The sequence below is a fragment of the Haloferax gibbonsii genome, assembly GCF_001190965.1.
GTDB classification, from domain to species: domain Archaea; phylum Halobacteriota; class Halobacteria; order Halobacteriales; family Haloferacaceae; genus Haloferax; species Haloferax gibbonsii.
Window position 1 is genome coordinate 150,858 of sequence record NZ_CP011948.1, and the last position, 21,523, is coordinate 172,380.

The following is a 21,523-nucleotide window of genomic DNA, read 5'->3' on the forward strand; positions in this document are numbered from 1 at the left end:
CGGCGGAGCGAAACGGGAAAAGCGGGGCCGCGAAGCGGGACCGACTACAGGTCGCCGTTGACGATATCGCTGACGCGCTGGGCGTCGAACAGGCGCTCGTCGGCGTCATACAGCGTCTGCGCGAGGCGGTCCGTGACGACGAGGTTCGTGATGGGGCCCTGGTAGAGTCCGCCGGCGCGGTAGACGTCGTCGTTCTTGACGGCGGTGAGCTCGCTTGCGACCTCGTGGTTCTCCATGAACGAGATGACCGTGTTCTGGAACTCCTCGCGGTCCTTGGCCTCCTGTCCGCGCAGGAGGATTACCTCGGGGTCGACGTCCAAGAGCGTCTCGAAGTCGACCGCGCCGCGGTTGCTGAAGAAGTCCTTCACGTCGGTCGCCGCGAGCGCGTCGTTGACTTTCAGGTCGTTGAGGTGCTTGAAGCTCGTTCCCTCGTCGATGATGTAGGGGTAGAACTCCTCGGGTTCGTCGCCGCCGCCCCAGACGACGGCGGCCGAGGGCCGCTCCCCCTGCCCGGGGACGACCGACGCGAGGTTCGCCTGGAACTCGTCGTGGACCTGTTCGAACGCCTCGAAGCGGTCCTCGCGCTGGAACACCTGCGCGAGCTTCTCGAACGCCTCGTAGAGGTCGTAGTAACGGTAGTCATCGTGCCACGCGTAGCCGCGCGAGAAGATGCTGTTGCCGAAGAACGGACCGACCTGCGTGCTGATCTCCTCGACGTCGGCGTCGCTCCACTGACCGCGGTTCTTGAGGAAGTTCGGGTCGGCGATGTGCACGTCCGCGTCCATGTCGTAGAACTGCTCTTTGCCGACGCCGCTGTCGCCCCAGAGCTGTCGAATCGACGATTTGTCCACGCTCACGCCCGGAATCTCGTCGTAGTACTGCGTGTGGTACCGGCCGGTGAGCCAGACCCCCATCGGCGCGTCGAGGCCGAGCGCGACGCCCATGTCGGCCCAACTGCCGTTGTTCGCGACCCACGTCTCCGGGACCGAGTCGAACGTGACCTCCCCCATCGGCTCTATCGATACCGAGTAGGACTCGGATGTCTCGGTCGTCGTCTCAGTCTCGGCCTCGGTTGTCGATTCGGTCGTCGCCGCCGTGGTCGTCTCGGTTTCGGATTCGGTCGTCTCCGACCCGCCGCCACCGGTACAGCCGGCGAGCAGACCACCCGCAACGACCGCCCCGCCGTACTGCAGATACTCGCGCCGCGTCGATTCTCGACCGCTGTGTCCGTCGTTTGCCATGTGTTTTAGGCTTCCCTAAATGGTTAAAACGTCTTCGAAATTTAGGCGAGCCTAACTACCGCCGTGTGGGGCGGCTCAGTCCGTCGCGTCGACGGGCGCTCTGACGGCGAGGACCGAGAGGTCGGAGTACGGCGTCGAGTCGGGACCGCTCCCGCCGGCCGACTCGCGGAGGTCGCCGAGCGTGGTTCGGGTGATTCGCTCGTCGTCGTGAGTCAGCCGTTCGAGCACGAGCGCGTCCAGCGATTCGTCCGCGCCCGAATCGACGAGGAACTCCGCGATGTCGCCCGGCATCCAGTCGAACGGCCGCGGCAGGACGAGCAGGTGGCGCTCGCCGACCGCCCCGGCCAGTCGGTCGAGGTCGGCGTCGAGCGACCCGCTCTTGTGGAGCGTGACGAACCGCGTGTCCTCCATCGGCGTCCGGGCGCGACTCGCGGCTATCTGGAGCGACGAGATACCCGGAATCACCCGCACCGGTCGCTCGACGGCCCGCTGGACTTTCCCGAGGAACTGGTAGCCCGAGTGGTTCGGGTCGCCCATGAGGACCGCCGTCCCGCGCTCGCCGGCCGCGACGCGCCTCCCGAACTCGGACAGCGCCTCTGCTTCGTCGGCGTAGCCGCAGGTGAGCAGGTCGGCGTCAGTCTCGTCGGCAACGAAGTCGACGACCGTCTCGAAACCGACGACCACGTCTGCCTCCCGAATCGCTCGCCGCCCGCGAGGCGTCAGATACTCCGGGTTGCCGGGGCCGATTCCGACCGCGTAGACCGGCGCGTCGGCGACCGCGGAGCCCTCGGCGTCCTCGCCGCTCCCGTCGATTCCGTCGATGCTCGGTTCGGGCGCGGCCGCGGCGAACGCCGCCGGGTCCGGCCCGGAGTCGAGGTCGTACGGGTCGTCCTCACTCATGGTTTGCGAGGTCCACGTCGCCGTTGCGAACGTCGCTCGCGACGTGAATCAGCTCGTTCGTGAGCGCGGCCGCGAGGCCGCTTCCGCCGCGTTTCCCGACGTTCGTCACCGCGGGCACGTCGTACTCGTCGGCGATTTCGCGGACGCGTTTTCGGCTCTCTTCGGCCTTCACGAACCCGACGGGCGTCGCGACGACGGCCGCCGGTCGGGTCCCGTTTTCGATGCAGTCGCACAGCGCCAACGCGGCGGTCGGCGCGTTGCCGACGACCGCGATTGCGCCGTCGTAGACGCCCTCCTTGTCGAGTTCGAGCACCGCGGCCGCGGTCCGGGTCATGCCCGTCTCGGCGGCGAGTTCGGCTCCGTTGCCGATTGCCTTCCGCACCGGGCAGTCGTGACCGCGGCCCGTGACGCCGGCTTTCGCCATCGTGATGTCGGTCACGATGGGTCGCTCGTCGAGGACGGCTCTCGCGCCCGCGACGACCGGGTCGTTCTGGCACCGGATGAGGTGCTGGAACTCGATGTCGCCGGTCGAGTGGACTGACTTCTGTCGCAGTCGGTCGTTCAGCGTCTCGTCGGGGACGAACGTCCGGACGATGTCCATGCTCGTCTCCGCGATGTCCATCGCTTCTTGCGTCGTCGCGCCGAGGTCGGCGTAGGCGTCTCGTTCAGTCATCGGATTGGGTCTGCGTCATGGCGTTCGTCGTGTTCGCTTCGAGGTCGCCCTCCACGGAGAGGTTGATGTCCTGCAACCGCTCTCTCACGTCGTCGTCGGCGTCCCACAGGTCGCGGTCGATGGCTTCGAGGAACGTCGCGGTGATGCTTTCGAGCGCCCACGGGTTCACGTCGCGCAGCCACTCCCGTCGGTCCTCGTCGAAGGCGTAGGCGTCGGCGAGACTCTCCCAGAGGGTGTCGCTGACGACGCCCGTGGTCGCGTCCCAGCCGAGCGCGACGTCGACCGTGGTCGAGAGGTCGCCCGCGCCCTTGTAGCCGTGTTCCTCCATGCTGTCGAGCCAGTCGGGGTTGAGGACGCGCGCCCGCATCGCCTTGCGGACCTTCTCCTCGTTCGTGTAGACGCTGACGTTGTCGGGGTCGCTGGAGTCGCCGACGTACGAGGCCGGGTCGCTCCCGGAAATCTCGCCGACGGCGGAGACGAACCCGCCGTGGAAGGCGTACCAGTCGGAGGAGTCGAACTCGTCCTGCTCTGCGGTGTCCTCGATTTTCACCGTGGCTTCGACCCCGCTCAGGCGTCGCTCGAAGGCGTCGTGGGCCTCGGTCACGCTGCCGCGACTCCCGAGGGCGTAGCCGCCCCACTGGACGAACACGTCCGCGAGGTCGCTCCGGTCGTCCCACTCGCCCTCGTCGACGGCCTTGTTCGTCCCCGCGCCGTAGCCGCCGGGCGTCGTCGTGAACACGCGGTGTTTGGCCAGTGTCTCGGCCTCGTCGGCGTCGACGCCCTCCGATTCGAACTCGGCGGCGTCCTCCTCGACGTGCTTTTTCACGTAGTTCATCTCGTGGGGCTCGTCGAGTTCGACCACCGCGTCGACGGCGTCGTTGACGACGCTCGCGGCCTGCGGGAACGCGTCGCGGAACAGCCCCGAGACGCGGGTGGTCACGTCGATTCGCGGGCGGTCGAGTTCGTCCAGCGGAATCGGCTCCACGTCGTCGACGCGGCCCGCGTCGGTCCACACCGGTTCGACGCCCATGAACGCGAGCACCTGCGCGATGGTCTCGCCCCGGGTCCGGACCGTCGGCGTCCCCCACGCGACGACCCCGAACTCCTCGGGGTACTCGCCGTGGTCGTCGTAGTGGCGGTCCAGAACGCCCTCGGCGACGCGCTCGCCGACGCTCCACGCCGGCTTGGCCGGGACTTTCCGCGGGTCGAGCGTGTAGAAGTTCCGCCCGGTCGGAAGCAGGTCCACCCCGCCGCGGGTCGGCGCGCCGGAGCCGCCGGGTCGGACGTACTCGCCGTCGAGGGCGTCCGCAGTCTGCGGAATCTCGTCTTCAGCGGCCGCGATTCGCGGGGCCGCCTCGTCGCAGACGAACGCCAGCACCTCGCGGAGGTCGTCGTGCGCGCCGCGCTTGGCTCGCGCGTCGCCGAGTTGGTCGATATCGACGACGAGCAGGTTCATGTTCACCTCGTCGTCGGGGTCGGCGTCGACTTCCGACTCGGGCACGTCGAAGTCGCGCTCGGCGAGGGCCGACACCAGTTCGACGCACTGGTCGTAGACGCGGTCTGCGGCCTCCGAGAGGTACATCTCGAGGTCGTCGTCGTACGTCCCCGGCTCGTCTCGCATCCGGTCGTAGTCGACGCCCATGACGCCCGCGACGCTCTCGCGGAGGCTCGGCGTGTCCGCGTTCGGGAGGCGGGTGAGCGCGACGAGGTACTCCACGAGTCGGTCGCGCTCGGGCGGTTCGCCCATCGTGTGGAGACCCATCCGAATCTGCGTCGTCTTCACGTCGGTCAGGTACTCGTGGACGCGCTCGACGAGGTCGTCGAAGTCCACCTGCTCGGAACTGACTTCGGCATCCGCGTCGCCGATTGCGTCACCGACTGTGCCGGTGTCTTCGAACCCGAGTTCGACCGCGAGGTCGAGGTCGTCGACCGCGTCGAGGAGGAGTTCGCGGAGTTGGTCGCCGCGCTCCGGTCGGGCTTCATCCATGCCGGCCTCGCGGTACTCGCGGGCGAGTTCTTCGAGGTCCGCGAGGTCGTCGTAGGTCCCCGCGGTGCGCATGACCGGCGTGAGGTAGTCCACGATGGCCGCGTAGGACCGGCGCTTGGCCTGCGTCCCCTCCCCGGGGTTGTTGATGATGTACGGGTAGACGTTCGGGAGGGCCGAGACCAGTTGGTCCGGGGCGCTCTCGCCGTTCAGGCCGACGGTCTTGCCGGGGAGCCATTCGAGGCTGCCGTGGGTGCCGAGGTGGACCACGGCGTCGGCCTCGAACGCCTCGCGGAGCCACGCGTAGAACGCCACGTAGTCGTGCGGGGGCTGGAGGTCCGAGTCGTGGTACACTTTCGAGGGGTCCATCCCGAAGCCGCGCGGGGGCTGGACGGTCACGAGGACGTTCTCGAACTCGACGCCCGGAATCGCAAAGGGTCGCTCGGGCGGGTCGCCCCACTCGTCGACGACGTTGTCTCGGAATCGCTCGTCGGCGTCGGCGAACCAGTCGGCGTACTGGTCGGGTGAGACCACGTCGACGCTCAGGTCACGCACGTCCTCGGGCGCGACCCAGCGGTCGTCGAGAGTCAACTGCGAGGTGAGGTCGTCGATGAGCGCCTGCCCGTCCGCGGGGAGGTCGCCGACGGCGTAGCCCCGACCCCGGAGTTCGGACAGGAGGTTGACCGTGCTCGCGGGACTGTCCATCCCGAAGGCCGTCCCGATGCCGTCGTCGCTCGGCGGGTAGTTGTGGAGGACGACCGCGACGCGCTTCTCGTCGTTCGGCAGGTGGCGGAGCCGCGCCCAGTTGACCGCGAGTCGGGCGACGTGGTCGACCCGGTCCTCGATGGGGAAGTGCTGTTTCGGCGCGCTCCCGACGCCCGCCTCGTCTTCCATCCGCTCTTTCCCGCTTATCGGGTGGGTGATGACGTTGCCGTCGAACTCGGGGAGCGCGACCGACAGCGCGAGTTCGAAGCCCATCACGCCCGTGTCACTCGACTCGTACCGGCTTCGGGAGCGCATGGTCGTGACGGCCTGTAAGACGGGAACGCCGAGTTCGGTGAGGAACACGTCCTCGGCGTCCGCGCCCTCGTCGTCGGCGTCGCGACCGCGCTCGCTCATCGACAGCGAGAACATGAAGGAGCTGACGACCGCGTCCACGACGGGGCTGCCGTCGTCCGAAAACCAGTTCCGCGCGACCCACTCGGCGTTCTCCTGTCCCTCCTCGTCGGTCGCGGGGTTGCAGAACGCGGGCAGGACGTTCGCGCCGAGCGATTCGAGTCGCTCCACGAGCGCGTCCACGTACCGGGTGTTCGCGTGCGTCCAGTGGGACTCGTAGAACCAGACGCCGATGGTCGGCTTGTCGGGGTCGTGAGTGTCGAGCAGTTCGTCGTACTCGACGCCGGGGTAGTCCGGGTGGTAGACGCCCTCTGTCGGGAGTTCGACCGGGTCGTCGACTTCGGTCTCGACGCCGGCGTACTCGGCGGCGAGGAACCGACAGAGGTTCTCGACGTTCACCGCGCCGCCGCGGTCGAGGTAGTCGCAGACGCGCCGGCGGTCCGCGTCGGCGACGGTCGTGTCCCGCCGCGCGAAGGCGTCGCCGGTGGCCTTGACGACGAGCGGCACGCCGGCCGCTTCGAGCCGTTCGACCGCGTGGTCGTAGCCGGGCATGCTGTCTTCGGCCCCGTGGAGCCAGAAGACGGCCGCCGTCGCCGACTCCAACTCGTCGACGAAGGCGTCCGCGTCGGTCACGTCGTCCAAATCGCTCGCGGAGCGGACGACGAGGTCGATTCCGTCGAGTCGGCGCGCGGCCCGCTGGACCGCGCCCAACTCGTTTTCCGTCGCTGTGTACAGTCCGATTGTCGGTGTCATTGATAAAGTGTTATTGTCTTACTGCAAGTACGGTTTCGCATTCGATGACGACTCAGACGCTGCCGTTCTCGGCTATCGTCGGGCAAGACGAACTGAAACGAGCGTTGCTGGCCGTCGGAGCCAACGACGACCTCGACGGACTCCTCGTTCGCGGCGAGAAGGGAACCGCGAAGTCGACCGCGGTCCGCGCGCTTTCCGACCTCCTGCCCGAACAGGAAGTCGTCGCTGGCTGTCCGTACGGCTGTCCGCCGGACCCGGACGACCCGGCCCGCCAGTGCGACTCGTGTCGCGCCCGCGACGACCCCGCGGTCGAGCGCCGGTCGGTCCCGCTCGTGACGCTCCCCCTCGGTGCGACCCGCGACCGGGTCGCGGGCACGCTCTCGGTCGCCGACGCGCTCGACGGCGAGGCGTCGTTCGACCCCGGGCTCTTGGCCCGCGCGAACCGCGGCATCCTCTACGTGGACGAGGTGAACCTCCTCGACGACCACCTCGTCGACCTGCTTTTGGACGCGGCCGCGAGCGGCGTCAACCGCGTCGAGCGCGACGGCGTGAGCGTCGAACACCCCGCCGAGTTCACCCTCGTCGGGACGATGAACCCCGAGGAGGGCGACCTCCGCCCCCAGCTCCGGGACCGCTTCGCCCTCCAGGCGACCGTCGTCGGCAGCCGCGACATCGACGACCGCGTGGAGATTATCGACCGGGCGCTGGCGGACGGCGACGACCCGGAGACGGTCGCCGACGCCCACCGCGAGGGGACGGCGGCGCTCGAAACCGCGCTCCGCGAGGCGACGGACCGCCTCGACTCGGTCGCGCTCCCGGCCGAGTTCAAGCGCGACATCGCCGAACTCTGCGTCGACGCCGGCGTCGAGGGCCACCGCGCCGACATCGCCATCGCTCGCGCGGCCCGCACCCTCGCGGCGCTCGACGGCCGGACGAAGGTGCTCGAAGGCGACGTGCGCGAGGCGGCCGCGCTCGCGCTCCCCCACCGACTGCAGAGCCGTCCGTTCGACGACGACCCGGATGTCGACGACGTGCTCGACGACCACTTCGACGGGGAAGACGACCGGGACGACGGTGACGGCGAGGAGGATGGTAGCGGTGACGGGAGCGAAGGTGCCGGTGGCGACGGCGATAGTGACGGGGGAGACGACGGCGATGGTGGCGATAGAGACGACGACGGTGGAGGCGACGGCCGCAACGACGACGGTGGCGAGGAAGCCGGTTCCGACGCCGCGGGAGATTCTTCTGATTCCGATGCCGGGGACGACGATGACGGGGACGATGCCGGCGGCGACGACCGAGGTGGAGCGGTCGGCGGAGCCGACGAGAGCGCCCCCGAAGACGGCGATTCGGCAGACGGAAGTTCCGGAGACGGAGATACCGACGACTCCGGAGATGTCGGCCCCGAAGACGACCCCGACGAAGCAACGCCGCTTCTCCCCGGGCAGAGCCGGGCCGCCATCGGCGACTCCGAGCGCCCGCCGGTCGAAGAGGCGACCCTCGACGCGGAGACGCCCGGTGACGGGAGCCGCGCCGCAGTTCGGGAGTCGCGGCAGGGCCGAGGCTCGCGGGTGCGGACCGAACCGGCGACCGAGACCGACGACATCGACGTTCCCGCCTCGGTCCGGGCCGCGGCCTCGGCCGGGCGCTCCCGAGTCACCCGGTCGGACCTCAGAACCGCGGTCGCCCGCGGGTCGGCCGAGACGCTCGTCGTGTTCGTCGTGGACGCGAGCGCGTCGATGCGCGCCGCGATGCGGCGGGCGAAAGGCACCGTGCTGTCGCTCCTCGAAGACGCCTACGAACAGCGCGACGAGGTCGCGTTCGTCGCCGTCGCCGGCGACGACGCCGAGGTGTTGCTCCCGCCGACCGACAGCGTGACGCTGGCGGCGCGGCACCTGAAGGAGCTCCCGACGGGCGACAGGACGCCGCTTCCGTCCGGGCTGGACGCCGCGCGCCGGGTCATCGACCGCTCGGACGCCGACGCCGCGCTCGTCGTCGTCGTCACCGACGGCCGGGCCAACGTCGCGGACGGCAGTCCCACCGGACAGACCCGGTCGGCGGCGCGGCACCTCGCCACCGCCGACGCCTCGGTCGTCGTCGTCGACGCCGGTGACGACGGTATCGGCGTGACCGACATCCTCGTCTCCGAGACGGGCGCGCGGCGCATTCCCCTGTCCGACCTGTCGGCCGAGCGGGTCGTCGAGGCCGCGCGCTCGGCGGACGGTCAGTAGCCGGGACTCGGTCGTCTCTTTTGGCATGGTGTGCTCCTATCGAATCGGTCGCGTGCGGAGTCGGTACGCCCCGCGAGTGACGCCCTCGTCGTGGTACTCGACCGGTTCTTCGACCACCGCGAGGACGCCCCCGCCCGCGGCGACGGCGGTCGGGATACCGGGGAGTCCCTCCGTTTCGACGTGCCCCGCGTCGGGGGCGAAAACGTGGACGCCGTGGCGCTCGGCCTCTCGCTCCCGGAAGTGCTGGGCGGACGGCACGAACGCCCGCGAGCAGGTGGCGACGGCCGCCCGTGCGAACCCGCCGGTGTCGCGGGTCCACAGGCGCTCGCCCTCGTCGACCGAGACGCCGACCGCGGTGTGTTCGTCGGGGTGTCGCGCGTCCGGGTCGCGGGTCGACTCGGCGAACGTGTTCCCCGTGACGAAGACGGCGGTTCCGTCGGCGACGCAGACGTGGTTCGGGTAGGCGTAGACGGTCTCGTCGCCGACGCGGCGCTCGGTCGCGAGGTCGAGTCGCCACCGCGTCTCCCCGTCGAAATCGATGAGGTAGCCGCGTTTGTCGCCGTGGCTGGCGACGGCGACGGCGTCGCCCGCGAAGCCCACGTCGCCGACGCGTCGGTCCCCGTCGGTGTCGGGGTCCCACGACGCGACCCGCGCCCCGGAGTGTGCGTCGAGGAGAACGAGACCGTCCTGTTCGGGGTTCGGACAGCGGTTGTACGCGACGGCGACGCGGTCCCCCTCGGCGGCGACCGCGATGGGCGACGCGTGGACGTGTCTGCGCCACGCGAGCCGTCCGTCTCGGTCGAACCCGAGGACGACGCTCCGCCAGGCCCTGTCCTCGCCGTCCCGCTCGTAGCGCCGGGCGGCGACGACGACTCTGTCGCCCGTCACCGCGAGGTCCACGACGTACGGTCGGAAGAACAGCGAGTCCTTCGTCGCCGTGCCCACGTCGTCGGCCGTCGCGTACGTCCAGCGGGCGACGCCCGTTTCGGCGTCGAGGACGCGAACCAGCCCGTCGCCGCCGCGCTCGCCGACGACGAGGGCGTCGTCTGTCGCGGCCATCGACACGACGGAGTGCTCACCGCGCGCCCGCCAGCGCTCGCCGGCGTCGGGCGCGGCGTCGGAGGCACTGGTCGCGTCGGTAGCAGTCTCCAGCGCGACGACGCGGCCGTCCGCGGTCCCGACGAAGACGGCGTCGGCGGTCGCTTCGACCGCGGAGCGCGCCCAGTTGTGGCGACTGCTCGCGGGCTCGACTTCCCCGAGGTCGCGGCGGGCCGTGAGTGGGGACGGTGCCATCGGGACTCAGTCCTCGACGGGGAAGGCGTCGTGGAGCGTGTGGTGCGCCTCTCCGAGGTCGTCGAGGAACGCATCGGCTCCCTCGCGGATGCGGCGAAGCGACCGCTCGGCGTCGCGGACGGCGACGAGCCGTCCCCGAAGGTAGCCCGATTGCGGGTCGTCCTCGTCGATTCGCGTCGCCTCCTCTTCGAGGTCGACGAGCGCGGCGTCGAGATGCCGCTGGGCCTCGTCGAGGGTGGTCGCGTTCGCGAGCGCCTGAATCGGGCCGGGGTCGTCGAGGTAGTCTTCGAGTTCGGCTTCGGCGTGTCGCTTCGCGTGTTCGTCGGTCGTTCCGGTGATGTTCAACAGCGCGAGTCGGAGCGCTTCGAGTTCTGCGCAGGCCATGGTTAGAGTGATTGGTGGACGAGGTTCGAGACGATGCGGTCCCGTTCGAGGTGGGACGAGACGATGCGGTCGGTGTCGTCGGGCGTCACGCCGCCGTACCAGACGCTGTCGGGGTAGACGGCGACGATCGGGCCGTCGCCGCACTGGCCGAGACACGAACTCCGCGAGACGTGCACGTCGCAGTCATCGGCGTCGCGCACGCCCTGTCTGAGCTCTTCGAGGACGGTCGCCGCGCCGCTGGCGGCGCAGGTCTGGTTCGTGCAGACCGCGACGTGTTTCTCGGGGGCGTCGTGGACGTGCGGGTCGTCGTCCACGTCGGTTCGGTCGGCGTGTTCGGCCTGATGGACGAGCGAGCGGAGCATCGCGCGCGCGCCGCCCTCGTCGTCCTCGTAGCCGGCGAGTTCGACCTTGTACTTGCAGGTGTCGCAGGACATCTCGACGCTCCCGGTGCGGGCCTCTCGATACCGGTCGGCGAGCGTCTCGACCACCCGGTCGTCCGCGCCGAGCGGTCCCGACGCGCCGGCGTCGACGTAGGGGTACTCCTCGTCGAACGTCTCGGCCGTGTCCACGATTCGCCCCGTCAGCACGCCGTCGCCGAGCATGTACGGGAGGACGACGACCGCGTCCGGGCGGTCCTTGGCGACGGTGTGAAGCGTCTCCTCCAACCGGGGCGTGGTGACGCCGATGAACGCCGATTCGACGCGGGTGAACCCGCGGCCCTCGTACAGCAGGCGCGCCAGTTTGTGCACGTCGCCGTTCGAGTCGGGGTCGCTCGACCCGCGGGCGCAGAGCACGACCGCCACGTCGTCGTCCTCGCGGTCGACGCCGAGGTCGGACTCGACCGCCCGCGCCCGCTCGTCCAGCAGGTCCACGAGCGAGGGGTGGATGCCGAGGTGCGACCCGAACCGGAACTCGGTGTCGTCGTGGGTCGCGCGGACCCGCTGGACCGCCAGCGGCACGTCGTTTTTCACGTGGCTCGCGGCGAAAAGCGAGAGGGGGACGACGGTCATCGTCCGGCAGGTCGGTGCCAGCGACTCGATTGCGTCGTCTATCGACGGCTCGGCGAGTTCGATGTACGCCGCGTCGACCGGAACCGACAGCCGCGACTCCAACTTCGCGGCGAGCGTCCGCACCTGCTCGTTGGACGCCTCGCGGCGCGAGCCGTGGCCGACGAGGAGCACCGCGTCGTCGTCGAGCGCCGGGTCGGGCCGTTCGAGGCTCATGCGTTCTCGGCCTCTTCGAGACTGCGGACGAGCTTTCGCCGCCGCGTCGGCGCGAACAGGCTCGTCCCGTCGCTGCCCTCGTAGACCCACTCGCCGAAGCCGGCGGCCGCGTCGTCGTCGATACCGAACCAGTGGCCGCCCGACGAGGTCTCCTGAATCGGGCCGGTCGGCGCGTCAGCGGGGCAGGCGTCGAGCAGTCGGTCCACGGTATCGAGGAGCGCCCGGTCGTCGTGGACGAACGAGATGCCGACCGTCCCCGCCGAGGACTTGAAACAGACCGTCCCGCAGGATTCGAGGAGCCCCCGAAGGAGCTGTTTTCGCCGGTCTTCGAACACGTCGAAGCGGTAGCCGCCGGCGTCGTCGCCGACGGGGAGGCCGAACGCGGCGCTCGCGCTTCTGACCACGTCGCCTTCGACCATGACGTGGTACTCGTCTTTGACGCGGGTGACGGCGGTGTTGTGCGCGTATTCTCGTTCCGTCTCCCGGCGGTCGATTTCGCCGCCGCCGGCGATGGCCGCGAGGCGGTTCGCGCAGGTCTCGTCGTTCGTCAGCGCCGTGAACTGCCCCGGCTCGACGCGGCCGCCGCCGGCGACGTGGCCCCACAGGTAGGCCGTCTCGGGCGCGCTCTCCAGGAGGTCGTCCGCGGGGTCGACGCCGACGTCGCTCACGCGTCCACCTCCCGGACCGAAATCGCGCCGGGCGGACAGGCTCGGGCCGCGAGCGCCGCGTCTTCGTCCGCCTCGGCGTCTCCTTCGAGGAGAGCGACGACGCGTTCGTCGGTGCGCTTGACGCGCACGACGCCCGCCGCGTCGGGGTCGATCGTGGCGAGGCCGTCGTCGTCCTCGACGAACCGCCCGTCGCGGGCGAGACAGGCGAAGATGCCGTCGCAGGCGTCTCGGTCGATTGCGATTTCGAACATCTCAGTACTCGTACTTCTGCTCGTAGCCTCGCGGCGTCACCATCCGGTCGTCCCAGACGTAGGTCTCCTCGTTGCCGACAAGCAGCGTCGTCGTCATGTCCACGAGGTCGGTCTCGCCGAGGTCGGGCAGTTCGCGGAGTTCGACGATTTCGACTTCCTCGTCGTCGCGGCCCGCGCCGTGGACGATGCCGACCGGCGTGTTGGGCGCGCGGTGTTCGAGGAGAATCTCGCAGCACTTCTCGTAGTTCGACCGGCGCTTGCGGCTCCACGGGTTGTAGATGGCGATGGTGAAGCCCTCCTTGGCGGCCGCGTGGAGTCGCGACTCGATGGTCGGCATCGAGGTCAGGTGGTCCGAGAGGCTGATGGTCACGGTGTCGTTGACGAGCGGCGCGCCCAGCCGGGCCGCGCAGGACTGCGCCGCCGGGACGCCCGCGACCACGTCGAAGTCGACCACGCTCGCGGTCGCGCCCTTCGATTCGAGGATTTCGAGCGCGAGGCCGGCCAGCGCGTACACGTTGGGGTCGCCGCTCCCGACGATTGCCACGTCGTTGCCGGCGAGCGTTCGGTCGACCGCCTCCTCGGTCCGGGAGACCTCGCCGCACATCGGCGTCGAGTAGATGTCTTCTGCGCCCTCGACGATGTCGTCGGGGAGGAGTTCGATGTAGGTCGTGTAGCCGACGATGTGGTCGGCCTCGCGGAGGGTGTCTTTCGCCAGCGTGGTCATCTCGCTCGCGCGACCGGGTCCGAGGCCGACGGCGACGAGTTGGCCCGGTTCGCCGTCGAAGTCCTCGATGGTGGCTTCGACCTTCTCCGCGGTCTGTTCCCTCTTCGACCCGCCCGACCCGCCGCCGCACTTCGAGGATGACTCGCCGTCGGCCTTCGAGGACGACGCGCCGCACTTCGAGGGCGTGTCCTCGGCCTCCGTGTCCGCTTTTGTCGTCGTCTCGGTCTCGGTCTTCGCTCCGCCGCAGTTCGATTCGGATTCCGTGTCTGATTTGCTCATGCGTTAGAAGTCGTCGACGTCGCGCCCGCCGCGGGGCGTGACCAGGTACGTTTCGTAGTCGTTGCTCCAGGGTTCGGTCTCGTGAGTGCCGATGAGAATCGAGGTTCCCATCCCGCCCACGTCGTCGTCGTGGGCTTTCGCGTCGCCGAGGGTCGTCACCGAGAACGTCTCGTCGTCCAGATTGCGGCCGGCCTCGCCCCGGCCGGCGTCGTTGAAGATACCGACCGGCACGTCGTCGGCGCGCTCCTCGCGGACCACGTCGATGGCGCGTTCGTAGTTGCGCCAGCAGTTGTACAGGACGATGACGAAGCCGCTGATGGCGGCCGCGCGCAGTTTCTCCTCGATTTCGTCCCAGCCGCGCCACTTGTCGGACAGCGAGACCGTACAGAAGTCGTTCGACAGCGGCGCGCCCATCATGGCCGCGCCGCCGAGCGCCGCGGTGACGCCGGGGACGATTTCGATCGGCACGTCGGTCGCTTCGTCCGTCTTCGCCATCGTGAACACGAGGTCGGACTTCCCGTAGACGTTTGGGTCGCCGCCGGAGACGTGGACCACGTCCTCGCCGTTTCGGACGCGCTCGAACGCCTCGCGGGTCAGTTCGACCTGCTTTCCCATCGACGAGCGGACGACCTCCGGCCCGTCGTCGCTTTCTTCGGGCGGGAGCGTTCCGTCGTCGCGGAGGAACTCCTGATAGAGGTTCGACGCGACGACGCAGTCCGACGTCGAGACGAGTTTCTTCGCCCGCTTCGTCATGTGGTCCGGGAGACCGGGGCCGATGCCGACGACGTAGAGCGTCCCGTAGTCGTCGGGTACTTCGTTGCGGTCGCGGTCGCTGGAGCCGACCGCCGGTCCGCCGCCGTCACTCATCGTCCCACCGCCACGGTCACGGCGTCGTCGTAGCGCCGCTTTTCGACGACCAGTTCGTGGTCGCGGCCGCCGGCGATGGCGCTCGCCTCGGCGATGCCGGGCCAGCCGATGAGTTCCTTCGACCGCGAGGGCGTCGGTCCCTCGAACTCGGTGAGGGTCTCCTTTTCGAAGTAGACGACGCCCGCGCCGATTTCCTCGGCGGCGTCGAGCATGCCGGGTTCGTCCGCCTTTCGCGTGCCGGTGGCGACGAACTCCACGTCGTCGAAGTCGCGGTCGGCGTCGTCGAGCGCCCGTTCCCACGCCGTCAGGAACTGCGCTTTCTTCGCGCCGGAGACGCTCCCGGTCCCGAGGACGACGCCGTCGTCGCCGTTTCGTTTCAGGACCGTCACGTCGTCGCCGACGAGGACCGCCTTCGGACCGTCGAGTCGGGCGACGGGGCCGAGTTCGTCGTTGAGGACGGCGAGGTTCGTCGCCACGGTCGAATCGCCGTTGACGACGTGGGAGTCGAGCGCCTTCGCCTTGCTCTCGACGCCCTGTTTGCCCGCGGCCTCCGAGGCCGTCGTCATCGCCGGGACGGCCCCGAGTTTCGAGAGGTCGTGGGCGACCTGATTCGCGCCGTGGTGGCCGCCGGTGAGCGGAATCGCCCACGTCAGTTCCTCGTCGACGACGACGACCGCCGGGTCCTCCCACTTGTCGTCGAGGAGGCCGGCGGTCTTCCGCATGGCGATGCCGCTGGCCATGAGGCCGACGAAGCAGTCGTACTCGCCCCAGTGGTCGGCGAACACGTCGCCGTGGTAGGTGAGAACGTCTATCCGGTCGTAGTCGTCCGCGAGGTCCCGCTTGATTTCCTCCGCCGTGTCGAGCTTTCGCTCGAAGCTGACGATGGCGATTTCGTCGGCGACCTCGCCGTCGCTGTCGGGGGTGCTACAGTGGCCGCTTCCGGAATCAGAGTCGGCGTCGGAGTTGGAGTTGGTGTTGGAGTCTGCGTCGCTCATTGCGCATCACGCTCCTGCGCTTCGGAGTCGGAATCGGAATCTGGTTCGTCGTTCGGCGCGTCGCCGCCGCGGGCCCAGTCGCCGTAGAGGAACGACCGCTCGTAGTCCGAGCCGGTCACCGCCTCGCCGATGATGACGAGCGCGGAGGCGCGGTAGCCCGCGTCTTCGACCCGCTGGCCGATGGTCTCGATGGTTCCCTCGATAACGTCTTCGTCAGGCCACGAGGCGTGGTAGACGACCGCGACGGGCGTGTCGGGGTCGTGACCCTCGTCCAGCAGTCGGTCCATCGTCTCGGCGACGGCGTGGGTCCCGAGGTAGATGCAGACCGTGGTGTCGCCGAAGCCCACGAAGTCGCCGATGTGGTCCTCCTCGGGCGAGAGCGTCCGCCCCTGCGGTCGAGTGAAGACGACGTGGTTCGAGACCTCGTTCAGCGTCAACTGGGTTCGGAGCGTCGCGCTCGCGGCGAACGCCGAGGTGACGCCGGGGACGAGATACGTCGGAACGCCCGCCTCGGCCAGCGCGTCCATCTGCTCCAAGGCGGCCCCGTAAATCGCCGGGTCGCCGCTGTGGAGTCGGACGACGGTTCGGCCCGACTCGTAGGCGTCGGCCATCAGCGGAATCAGCTCTTCGAGGTCCTTGCCGACGCTGTTGACTCGCTCGGCGTCGGCGCAGAACTCGTCTAAGAGCTCGCTGTTGACGAGCGACCCCGCGTGAACCACGAGGTCGGCGTCCTCGACGAGCTTTCTTCCGGCGACGGTGAGCAGGTCCGGGTCGCCCGGTCCCGCGCCGACGAAGGGAATCCCCTCCTCGTCGGTGAAGCCGGTGTCCGCGTCGCCGTCGACGCTCACGCCGACCCCCCCGATTCGACGCCGTCGAACGCGGCGGTCGCCACGTCGCGCTCGACGCCCTCGCGCTCCGCGTAGGCCAGCGTGTAGTAGTCGCGCTCCGCGAGTTCGTCGGGGTCGTCGGTGACGACCGTCTCGCCCTGCTCCATGAACAGGCGGCGGCCGAACCGAACGTCGTAGCCCGCCTCGGTCAGTTTCTCGTGGGTCGCCGGCGCGTCGGTGACCTTGAACAGCACCATGCGGTCGGGGCCGGTCGGCGCGGAGCCGTTCGCGGCCTCGCGGAGCGCGAGCCCGGTTCCGGATTCGATTTCGACGCCGAGCGCGGTCGTGAAGGCCGTCATCGCGCTCACGCCGGGGACGACTTCGAGGTCGACCTCGGGGTGGAACGCGTCGAGGGTGCGGCGGAGGTGTCCGAACGTCGAGTAGACGTTGGGGTCGCCGAGGGTCACGAACGCCACGTCCTCCGTGTCGGCGCGGGCGGCCACCTCGGCGGCGGCTTCCTTCCACGCGCGGCGGAGTTCGTCGGGGTCGCGCGTCATCGGGAAGTCGAGGTCGCCGATGCGCTCCTCGGGGACGTGGTTCAGCGCGACCGTCCGCGAGAGTCGGCCGGGCGAGTAGACCACCGCCGCCGATTCGAGCAGGCGTTTCCCCTTGACGGTCACGAGGTCGGCGTCGCCGGGGCCGAGGCCGATGCCGTAGACGGTCATAGCCCCTCCGCGCCCCGCCGACCGACGACGACGTAGACCGGGTTGTTCGACCGGAAACTCGTCGCGCCGGCGAGTTCGTAGCCGTGGCTCACCTGCATCTGGACGACCTCCGAGAGCAGGTCGCGCTCGCGGAACGCCTCGATGGCGTCACCGGCGGGTTCGACCCGCGAGACGTTCATCACGACTCGGTCCACGCCGGTCTCGACGGCGTGGTCGAGGACGGCCTCGAAGTTCCGGCTCCCGCCGACGAACATCGCGTCGGCGTCGGCCGGAAGCCCCTCGGGGGCCTCCGCCTCGCGGAGCGTCACGTCGGCGTCGTAGTCGTTCGCCCCGAGGTTCTTCCGCGTCACGTCCAGCCGCTTCGGTTTCCGTTCGACGGCGGTCACGCGCTCGACCCGCCGGGCCGCCTCGATGGTGACCGAGCCGGTACAGGAGCCGACGTCGACGAAGTGGTCCGTCGGCCGCAAGCCGAGTTTGTCGAGCGTGACCGCTCTCACCTCCGGTTTCGTGGGTCCCGCCTTGGCGTCGTGCGGGAGCGTTACCTGTGACATTCGACTCGACAATCCGGGCGCGGTTTGAAAACAATTGTGCTTGGAGTACAGCAAATCAACTTTCATAAAATCGACCCACCGAGTTATTAAATTTCAGTTGCTGAAACACAATCTGGCTTGTCTTCGAAAGTTTTACAATCAGACTTGGTTTTCATCAATCTGAGTTTACCATGGCTACGGCGAACACCGTCAACGGTCGAATCGAACGCGCCCGAACCGAACTGGCTCCCACGCAGATGGCCGCGGGAGCCCTCTTCATCGCCGCGCTGGGCTTTACGCTCCTGTTCGTGCAGGACCCGCTCGTCCACGACTCGCTGCACAACTTCCGCCACGCGGCCGGTATCGCCTGCCACTGACGATGTTCGCCGAGTACCTGACGCGGGGAGTGAAGGCGGGGCTGGTCGCCGGACTGGTGTTCGGCCTGTTCATGGCCGTCGTCGCCAACCCCCTCGTCGCCTACGCGGACGAACTGAACCACGCCGCCGTCGAGGAGAGCGGTCACGGTCACGAGGCGGAGAGCGCCCACAGCCACGATTCGGAGGGGGCTCACAGCCACGAGACCGACGGCGCTCACAGCCACGAATCCGGTGACTCGCACGCCGGCGAAGGCGGCGGCCATCACGACACCGCGGTGTCGATGGCGGTCACGAAGGCCGTGAGCGTCGCGGCCGGCGGGCTGTGGGGCGTCGTGCTCGGCGGCGCGTTCTTCGGGGTCGCGTTCTTCTTCCTCGAACCGGCGATTCCCGGTCCAGACGCCGCGAGGAGCTACCTGATGGGGCTCGCGGGGTTCGTCACCGTCTCGGGCGCGCCGTGGCTGGTCCTCCCGCCGGCCGCGCCGGGCGCGGAGCAGTCGCTTTCGGTGGCGACGCGGCTCCCGCTCTACGCCGGGATGATGCTCGCCGGGGCGCTCGCCTGTCTCTCGGCCGGTTACGCCTACGCCCGCCTGCGCGAGTCGAGCGGCCTCGTCGCGGCCGTCGTCGGTGCGGCCGTTCCGTTCGGTCTGCTCGCGGCCGTCGCCGTCGTCGCCCCCGAAAACGCGGTTCACGGGGCGCTGTCGCCGACGCTCGAAACCGGACTCGCCGGACTGTTCGCGTTCGGACAGCTCCTCCTGTGGCTGGTTCTCGCGGCGGCGCACGCCCAGTTCCGGTCGGCGGGCGAGTCCGAGTCGGCGACCCCGATTGCGGGCCGGGACTCGGCTCCCGCGGCCGACTGATGCGCGACCGAACCGACGAGGTCCGCGAGCACGGCTTCACCGACCACGTGCTGGTCTGCACGAACAGTCGAGAGTCCGACTACGCCGACTGCGCCGAGGCCGACGGCACGGCGGTGTACGACGCGGTGACCTCGTGGTTGCGCGACCGTGGCGTCTTCTGGTCGCGGGTCCACGTCGCCGAAACGAGCTGTCTCGGACTCTGTAGCACCGAGGGGGCCGCGGTCGCCATCCACCCGCGAAACCGGTGGTACTCGGACGTTCGTCCGGACGACGTACCGGCGCTGTTGGCCGACGAGTTCGGTCCCGACGCGTCGAACCTCGGCGTTCGACCCGACCGCTGACCGCCTCGGCGACGACCTCCGGCGTCTGCGCCGCGCCCTTCTCACCGCCGTCTTGCCGCTATCTCCGTGACGAAGCGGGGATTGGACGCAGAACAATAATATCGTTGCACTTCTGATTACGGTTCATGGACGAGAAGGACCTTCGAATCCTCAAGGCCATCGGGACGCTCGAATCGGGGAGTCCCGACCGGATAACCGAGGAGACCGGCATCCCGAAGTCGACCGTTCACTACCGCCTCGAACGGCTCCAAGAACAGGGCATCATCAAGAACGACATCTTCGACATCGACTTCGAGAAGGCCGGGCTGAACCTCACGCTCATCACCGAGGTCTGGGCGGAGTACGGCTCGGAGTACCACAAGGAGGTCGGCGACAAACTCGGCGAGGTGCCCGGCGTCAACCAGGTGTACTTCACGCTCGGCGACACCGACTTCGTCCTGATTTCGCACCTCGCCTCGCGCGGGATGGTCGAGGACCTCATCTCGGAGTTCGAGGAGATAGACGAGATTTCGCGGACGAGTTCGACGTTCGTCATCACGACCATCAAAGACGAGCCGAACCCGCTGAACGACTACGAACTCGAAGAACTGAAAGACGCGCTGCTTCCCGACGTGTCGTAACGCGGTTCTCGTCGGCTCCGCGAACGGATTAGTCTTCGAGCTGCTGGGCGCTCAGGTGCGCTTTCGCCTCCGTCCGGGTCGGGAGCCCGCCGGCGACGGCCAGCAGGACGACGCCGAGCAGACACCAGCCGCCGACCATCGCCCACTCGTAGGGCCACGCCAGCGCCGAGGGCGAACCGGGGAGGTAGAGCCCGACGAAGAACACCGTCAGCAGCAGGCCGAGCGCGCCGACCGCGTAGCCCGCCGGGAGCTTGAACGGCCGGTCGAAGTCGGGGTCGCGGTACCGGAGCACGAGGAACGAGACGACGACGAGGAGCCACGCCGTCACCATGCCGAGGCCGCCGGCGTTGACGACCCACACGAGCATCTGCTCGCCGAACAGGGGCGCGAGCGCCGCGAGGCCGCCGACGAGCACGATTGCGGTCGACGGCGTGTCGTGGTCGTCGTGAATCGTCGCGAGCGTCTCGGGGAGCATGTTCGAGTCGGCCATCGCGTAGATGGCGCGACTGGCTCCGAGGACGAAGCCGTTCCAGCTCGTGAGGATGCCCGCGAGGCCGGCCAGCGCCATGATGCGGCCGATGGTCACGCTGTCGAACGCGATTTCCATCGCCGTCGCCGCGGGGAGCGAGCTCTCGACGAGCGTCGCGCCCGTGGCGACCTGTCCGGCCGCCCAGATGACGGCGATGTAGAACGCGGCGGCACAGGCGACCGAGAGCCCGATGAGTCCGCCGAGGACCTTCGGCGACACGTCGGCCTCGCCCGCGGCCTGCGGAATCACGTCGAAGCCCACGAACATGAACGGCGTCATGATGGCGACCGTGAACACGCCGCCGATGCCGGCTCCCGCCAGCGGCGGCGACGACGGCGAGGTGCCGTTGAACAGCGCGCCGAGGAGGAGTGTCAGGCCGGACAGCGTGATGACGAGCGCGAGAATCGCCTGGAACTGCGCGGCCGGGCGGACCCCCCGGTAATTGAGGTACGTGATGACCACGGAGCCGATGACGCCCGTCGCCACCCACGTGCCGTAGACCGGCTGGCCGGCGACCGTCCAGAGTTCGAACACGTTGAAGCCGGGAACGATGTACGCGAGGGCGCTCGGGAGCGCAACCGCCTCGAACGCGACGACGCTGATGTAGCCGAAGATTATCGCCCACGTGCAGACGAACGAGCCGGCCGGCCCCAACGCCCGCATGCTGTAGACGTGTTCGCCGCCGACGAAGGGCATCGCCGAGGCGAGTTCGCCGTAGATGAGCGAGACGACGGACACCATGAACCCGCCGAGGATGAACGCCGAAATCGCGCCGGTGACCCCGCTCTGGTCGATGAAGTACCCCGTCTGTACGATCCAACCCCATCCGATCATCGCCCCGAGTGCGAGCACGAACACGTCGCGCTTCGAGAGGACGCGTGAGAGTTCTCCTGTCATGGTTATGATTGACATCACCACATTCTAACTTACCCACTATATATCTTACTGTGTTCAATTTTTAGAGGAAATAAGGAACACAGTTCAATAGAGAATCATGGTCTGGAACGACAAACTGGCCGACGATTCACCGGAAAATCGCCAAACGGCCGGCGGTTCGAACGGTAGTCAACTCGCAGAACCGAAAAAAAGCGTCCGCGCTCGATTCGCCTTCCGTGCGTCGCCGCGGGTGCCGTCG

At 68.8% G+C, this 21,523-nt stretch carries 21 protein-coding genes; 5 read left to right on the forward strand and 16 right to left on the reverse strand.

Going from position 1 to position 21,523, the window contains the following annotated elements; genetic code table 11:
* Positions 1-44 precede the first annotated feature (44 nt).
* The 4 genes from ABY42_RS15645 to cobN all read right to left on the reverse strand — a co-directional run bounded on the left by ABY42_RS15645 (position 45) and on the right by cobN (position 6,667).
* Positions 45-1,241 (reverse strand): ABC transporter substrate-binding protein, encoded by a 1,197-nt coding sequence (locus tag ABY42_RS15645; RefSeq protein WP_050460049.1) that lies wholly within the window; start codon positions 1,239-1,241, stop codon positions 45-47.
* Positions 1,242-1,316: 75 nt separating this feature from the next.
* Positions 1,317-2,141: a cobalt-precorrin-7 (C(5))-methyltransferase gene (locus ABY42_RS15650; RefSeq protein ID WP_050460050.1), complete on the reverse strand. Its 825-nt coding sequence runs from the start codon at positions 2,139-2,141 to the stop codon at positions 1,317-1,319.
* Positions 2,134-2,814 (reverse strand): precorrin-8X methylmutase, encoded by a 681-nt coding sequence (locus tag ABY42_RS15655; protein ID WP_050460052.1) that lies wholly within the window; start codon positions 2,812-2,814, stop codon positions 2,134-2,136. Before ABY42_RS15655 ends, ABY42_RS15650 begins: the two co-directional genes overlap by 8 nt.
* Complete coding sequence (gene cobN, locus ABY42_RS15660; RefSeq protein WP_050460053.1) at positions 2,807-6,667, reverse strand: cobaltochelatase subunit CobN; 3,861 nt, start codon at positions 6,665-6,667, stop codon at positions 2,807-2,809. The genes ABY42_RS15655 and cobN overlap by 8 nt, the downstream gene beginning before the upstream one ends.
* A 44-nt stretch (positions 6,668-6,711) precedes the next feature.
* Here cobN and ABY42_RS15665 point away from each other — a divergent pair, with 44 nt between their 5' ends.
* The gene (locus ABY42_RS15665) at positions 6,712-8,898 is read left to right on the forward strand and encodes a VWA domain-containing protein (protein WP_050460054.1); all 2,187 of its coding nucleotides are present in this window, start codon (positions 6,712-6,714) and stop codon (positions 8,896-8,898) included.
* A 36-nt stretch (positions 8,899-8,934) separates the two neighbouring features.
* Here ABY42_RS15665 and ABY42_RS15670 read toward each other — a convergent pair whose 3' ends face one another.
* The 11 genes from ABY42_RS15670 to cbiT are packed head-to-tail and all read right to left on the reverse strand — an operon-like array spanning position 8,935 to position 17,685.
* A complete protein-coding gene (locus tag ABY42_RS15670; RefSeq protein ID WP_050460056.1) occupies positions 8,935-10,191 on the reverse strand; it encodes an outer membrane protein assembly factor BamB family protein in 1,257 nt (418 codons plus the stop codon).
* Between the two features lie 6 nt (positions 10,192-10,197).
* Positions 10,198-10,575, reverse strand: a complete 378-nt coding sequence (locus ABY42_RS15675; RefSeq protein WP_004972141.1) for a DUF3209 family protein — start codon at positions 10,573-10,575, stop codon at positions 10,198-10,200.
* Positions 10,576-10,577: 2 nt separating this feature from the next.
* Positions 10,578-11,798 (reverse strand): CbiX/SirB N-terminal domain-containing protein, encoded by a 1,221-nt coding sequence (locus tag ABY42_RS15680; RefSeq protein ID WP_050460057.1) that lies wholly within the window; start codon positions 11,796-11,798, stop codon positions 10,578-10,580.
* On the reverse strand, positions 11,795-12,466 hold the full coding sequence (locus ABY42_RS15685; RefSeq protein WP_050460058.1) for a hypothetical protein: 672 nt from the start codon (positions 12,464-12,466) through the stop codon (positions 11,795-11,797). Before ABY42_RS15685 ends, ABY42_RS15680 begins: the two co-directional genes overlap by 4 nt.
* A complete protein-coding gene (locus ABY42_RS15690) occupies positions 12,463-12,717 on the reverse strand; it encodes a ferredoxin (protein WP_004972134.1) in 255 nt (84 codons plus the stop codon). The genes ABY42_RS15685 and ABY42_RS15690 overlap by 4 nt, the downstream gene beginning before the upstream one ends.
* Position 12,718: 1 nt before the next feature.
* A complete protein-coding gene (cobJ, locus tag ABY42_RS15695; protein ID WP_050460061.1) occupies positions 12,719-13,720 on the reverse strand; it encodes a precorrin-3B C(17)-methyltransferase in 1,002 nt (333 codons plus the stop codon).
* Between the two features lie 3 nt (positions 13,721-13,723).
* The gene (locus tag ABY42_RS15700) at positions 13,724-14,587 is read right to left on the reverse strand and encodes a precorrin-3B C(17)-methyltransferase (protein ID WP_050460063.1); all 864 of its coding nucleotides are present in this window, start codon (positions 14,585-14,587) and stop codon (positions 13,724-13,726) included.
* Positions 14,584-15,582 carry a cobalt-precorrin 5A hydrolase gene (gene cbiG / locus ABY42_RS15705; protein WP_050460065.1) on the reverse strand — a complete coding sequence of 333 codons (999 nt, stop codon included), beginning with the start codon at positions 15,580-15,582 and terminating at the stop codon, positions 14,584-14,586. The genes ABY42_RS15700 and cbiG overlap by 4 nt, the downstream gene beginning before the upstream one ends.
* Positions 15,579-16,430, reverse strand: a complete 852-nt coding sequence (gene cobM / locus ABY42_RS15710) for a precorrin-4 C(11)-methyltransferase (RefSeq protein WP_050460066.1) — start codon at positions 16,428-16,430, stop codon at positions 15,579-15,581. The genes cbiG and cobM overlap by 4 nt, the downstream gene beginning before the upstream one ends.
* The gene (locus tag ABY42_RS15715; protein WP_004972123.1) at positions 16,427-17,134 is read right to left on the reverse strand and encodes a cobalt-factor II C(20)-methyltransferase; all 708 of its coding nucleotides are present in this window, start codon (positions 17,132-17,134) and stop codon (positions 16,427-16,429) included. The genes cobM and ABY42_RS15715 overlap by 4 nt, the downstream gene beginning before the upstream one ends.
* The gene (cbiT, locus tag ABY42_RS15720; RefSeq protein ID WP_050460067.1) at positions 17,131-17,685 is read right to left on the reverse strand and encodes a precorrin-6Y C5,15-methyltransferase (decarboxylating) subunit CbiT; all 555 of its coding nucleotides are present in this window, start codon (positions 17,683-17,685) and stop codon (positions 17,131-17,133) included. Before cbiT ends, ABY42_RS15715 begins: the two co-directional genes overlap by 4 nt.
* 170 nt (positions 17,686-17,855) lie before the next feature.
* Between cbiT and ABY42_RS15725 the strand changes: the two genes are divergently transcribed.
* The 4 genes from ABY42_RS15725 to ABY42_RS15740 all read left to right on the forward strand — a co-directional run bounded on the left by ABY42_RS15725 (position 17,856) and on the right by ABY42_RS15740 (position 19,859).
* On the forward strand, positions 17,856-18,041 hold the full coding sequence (locus ABY42_RS15725) for a CbtB domain-containing protein (RefSeq protein WP_004972120.1): 186 nt from the start codon (positions 17,856-17,858) through the stop codon (positions 18,039-18,041).
* 2 nt (positions 18,042-18,043) lie between these two features.
* Positions 18,044-18,898: a CbtA family protein gene (locus tag ABY42_RS15730; RefSeq protein ID WP_050460068.1), complete on the forward strand. Its 855-nt coding sequence runs from the start codon at positions 18,044-18,046 to the stop codon at positions 18,896-18,898.
* Positions 18,898-19,239: a (2Fe-2S) ferredoxin domain-containing protein gene (locus tag ABY42_RS15735; protein WP_050460069.1), complete on the forward strand. Its 342-nt coding sequence runs from the start codon at positions 18,898-18,900 to the stop codon at positions 19,237-19,239. Before ABY42_RS15730 ends, ABY42_RS15735 begins: the two co-directional genes overlap by 1 nt.
* A 125-nt stretch (positions 19,240-19,364) precedes the next feature.
* Positions 19,365-19,859 carry an Lrp/AsnC family transcriptional regulator gene (locus ABY42_RS15740; RefSeq protein ID WP_004972114.1) on the forward strand — a complete coding sequence of 165 codons (495 nt, stop codon included), beginning with the start codon at positions 19,365-19,367 and terminating at the stop codon, positions 19,857-19,859.
* 28 nt (positions 19,860-19,887) lie between these two features.
* Here ABY42_RS15740 and ABY42_RS15745 read toward each other — a convergent pair whose 3' ends face one another.
* Entirely contained in the window at positions 19,888-21,300 is a 1,413-nt protein-coding gene (locus ABY42_RS15745; protein WP_004972113.1) for an APC family permease, read from the reverse strand.
* Positions 21,301-21,523: the final 223 nt, after the last annotated feature.

Bases quoted from the DNA above. Each gene is read 5' to 3' on its own strand.
- ABY42_RS15645 (WP_050460049.1), bottom strand. From the start codon at position 1,241: ATGGCAAACGACGGACACAGCGGTCGAGAATCGACGCGGCGCGAGTAT.
- ABY42_RS15650 (WP_050460050.1), bottom strand. From the start codon at position 2,141: ATGAGTGAGGACGACCCGTACGACCTCGACTCCGGGCCGGACCCGGCG.
- ABY42_RS15655 (WP_050460052.1), bottom strand. From the start codon at position 2,814: ATGACTGAACGAGACGCCTACGCCGACCTCGGCGCGACGACGCAAGAA.
- cobN (WP_050460053.1), bottom strand. From the start codon at position 6,667: ATGACACCGACAATCGGACTGTACACAGCGACGGAAAACGAGTTGGGC.
- ABY42_RS15665 (WP_050460054.1), top strand. From the start codon at position 6,712: ATGACGACTCAGACGCTGCCGTTCTCGGCTATCGTCGGGCAAGACGAA.
- ABY42_RS15670 (WP_050460056.1), bottom strand. From the start codon at position 10,191: ATGGCACCGTCCCCACTCACGGCCCGCCGCGACCTCGGGGAAGTCGAG.
- ABY42_RS15675 (WP_004972141.1), bottom strand. From the start codon at position 10,575: ATGGCCTGCGCAGAACTCGAAGCGCTCCGACTCGCGCTGTTGAACATC.
- ABY42_RS15680 (WP_050460057.1), bottom strand. From the start codon at position 11,798: ATGAGCCTCGAACGGCCCGACCCGGCGCTCGACGACGACGCGGTGCTC.
- ABY42_RS15690 (WP_004972134.1), bottom strand. From the start codon at position 12,717: ATGTTCGAAATCGCAATCGACCGAGACGCCTGCGACGGCATCTTCGCC.
- cobJ (WP_050460061.1), bottom strand. From the start codon at position 13,720: ATGAGCAAATCAGACACGGAATCCGAATCGAACTGCGGCGGAGCGAAG.
- ABY42_RS15700 (WP_050460063.1), bottom strand. From the start codon at position 14,587: ATGAGTGACGGCGGCGGACCGGCGGTCGGCTCCAGCGACCGCGACCGC.
- cbiG (WP_050460065.1), bottom strand. From the start codon at position 15,582: ATGAGCGACGCAGACTCCAACACCAACTCCAACTCCGACGCCGACTCT.
- ABY42_RS15715 (WP_004972123.1), bottom strand. From the start codon at position 17,134: ATGACCGTCTACGGCATCGGCCTCGGCCCCGGCGACGCCGACCTCGTG.
- cbiT (WP_050460067.1), bottom strand. From the start codon at position 17,685: ATGTCACAGGTAACGCTCCCGCACGACGCCAAGGCGGGACCCACGAAA.
- ABY42_RS15725 (WP_004972120.1), top strand. From the start codon at position 17,856: ATGGCTACGGCGAACACCGTCAACGGTCGAATCGAACGCGCCCGAACC.
- ABY42_RS15730 (WP_050460068.1), top strand. From the start codon at position 18,044: ATGTTCGCCGAGTACCTGACGCGGGGAGTGAAGGCGGGGCTGGTCGCC.
- ABY42_RS15735 (WP_050460069.1), top strand. From the start codon at position 18,898: ATGCGCGACCGAACCGACGAGGTCCGCGAGCACGGCTTCACCGACCAC.
- ABY42_RS15740 (WP_004972114.1), top strand. From the start codon at position 19,365: ATGGACGAGAAGGACCTTCGAATCCTCAAGGCCATCGGGACGCTCGAA.
- ABY42_RS15745 (WP_004972113.1), bottom strand. From the start codon at position 21,300: ATGTCAATCATAACCATGACAGGAGAACTCTCACGCGTCCTCTCGAAG.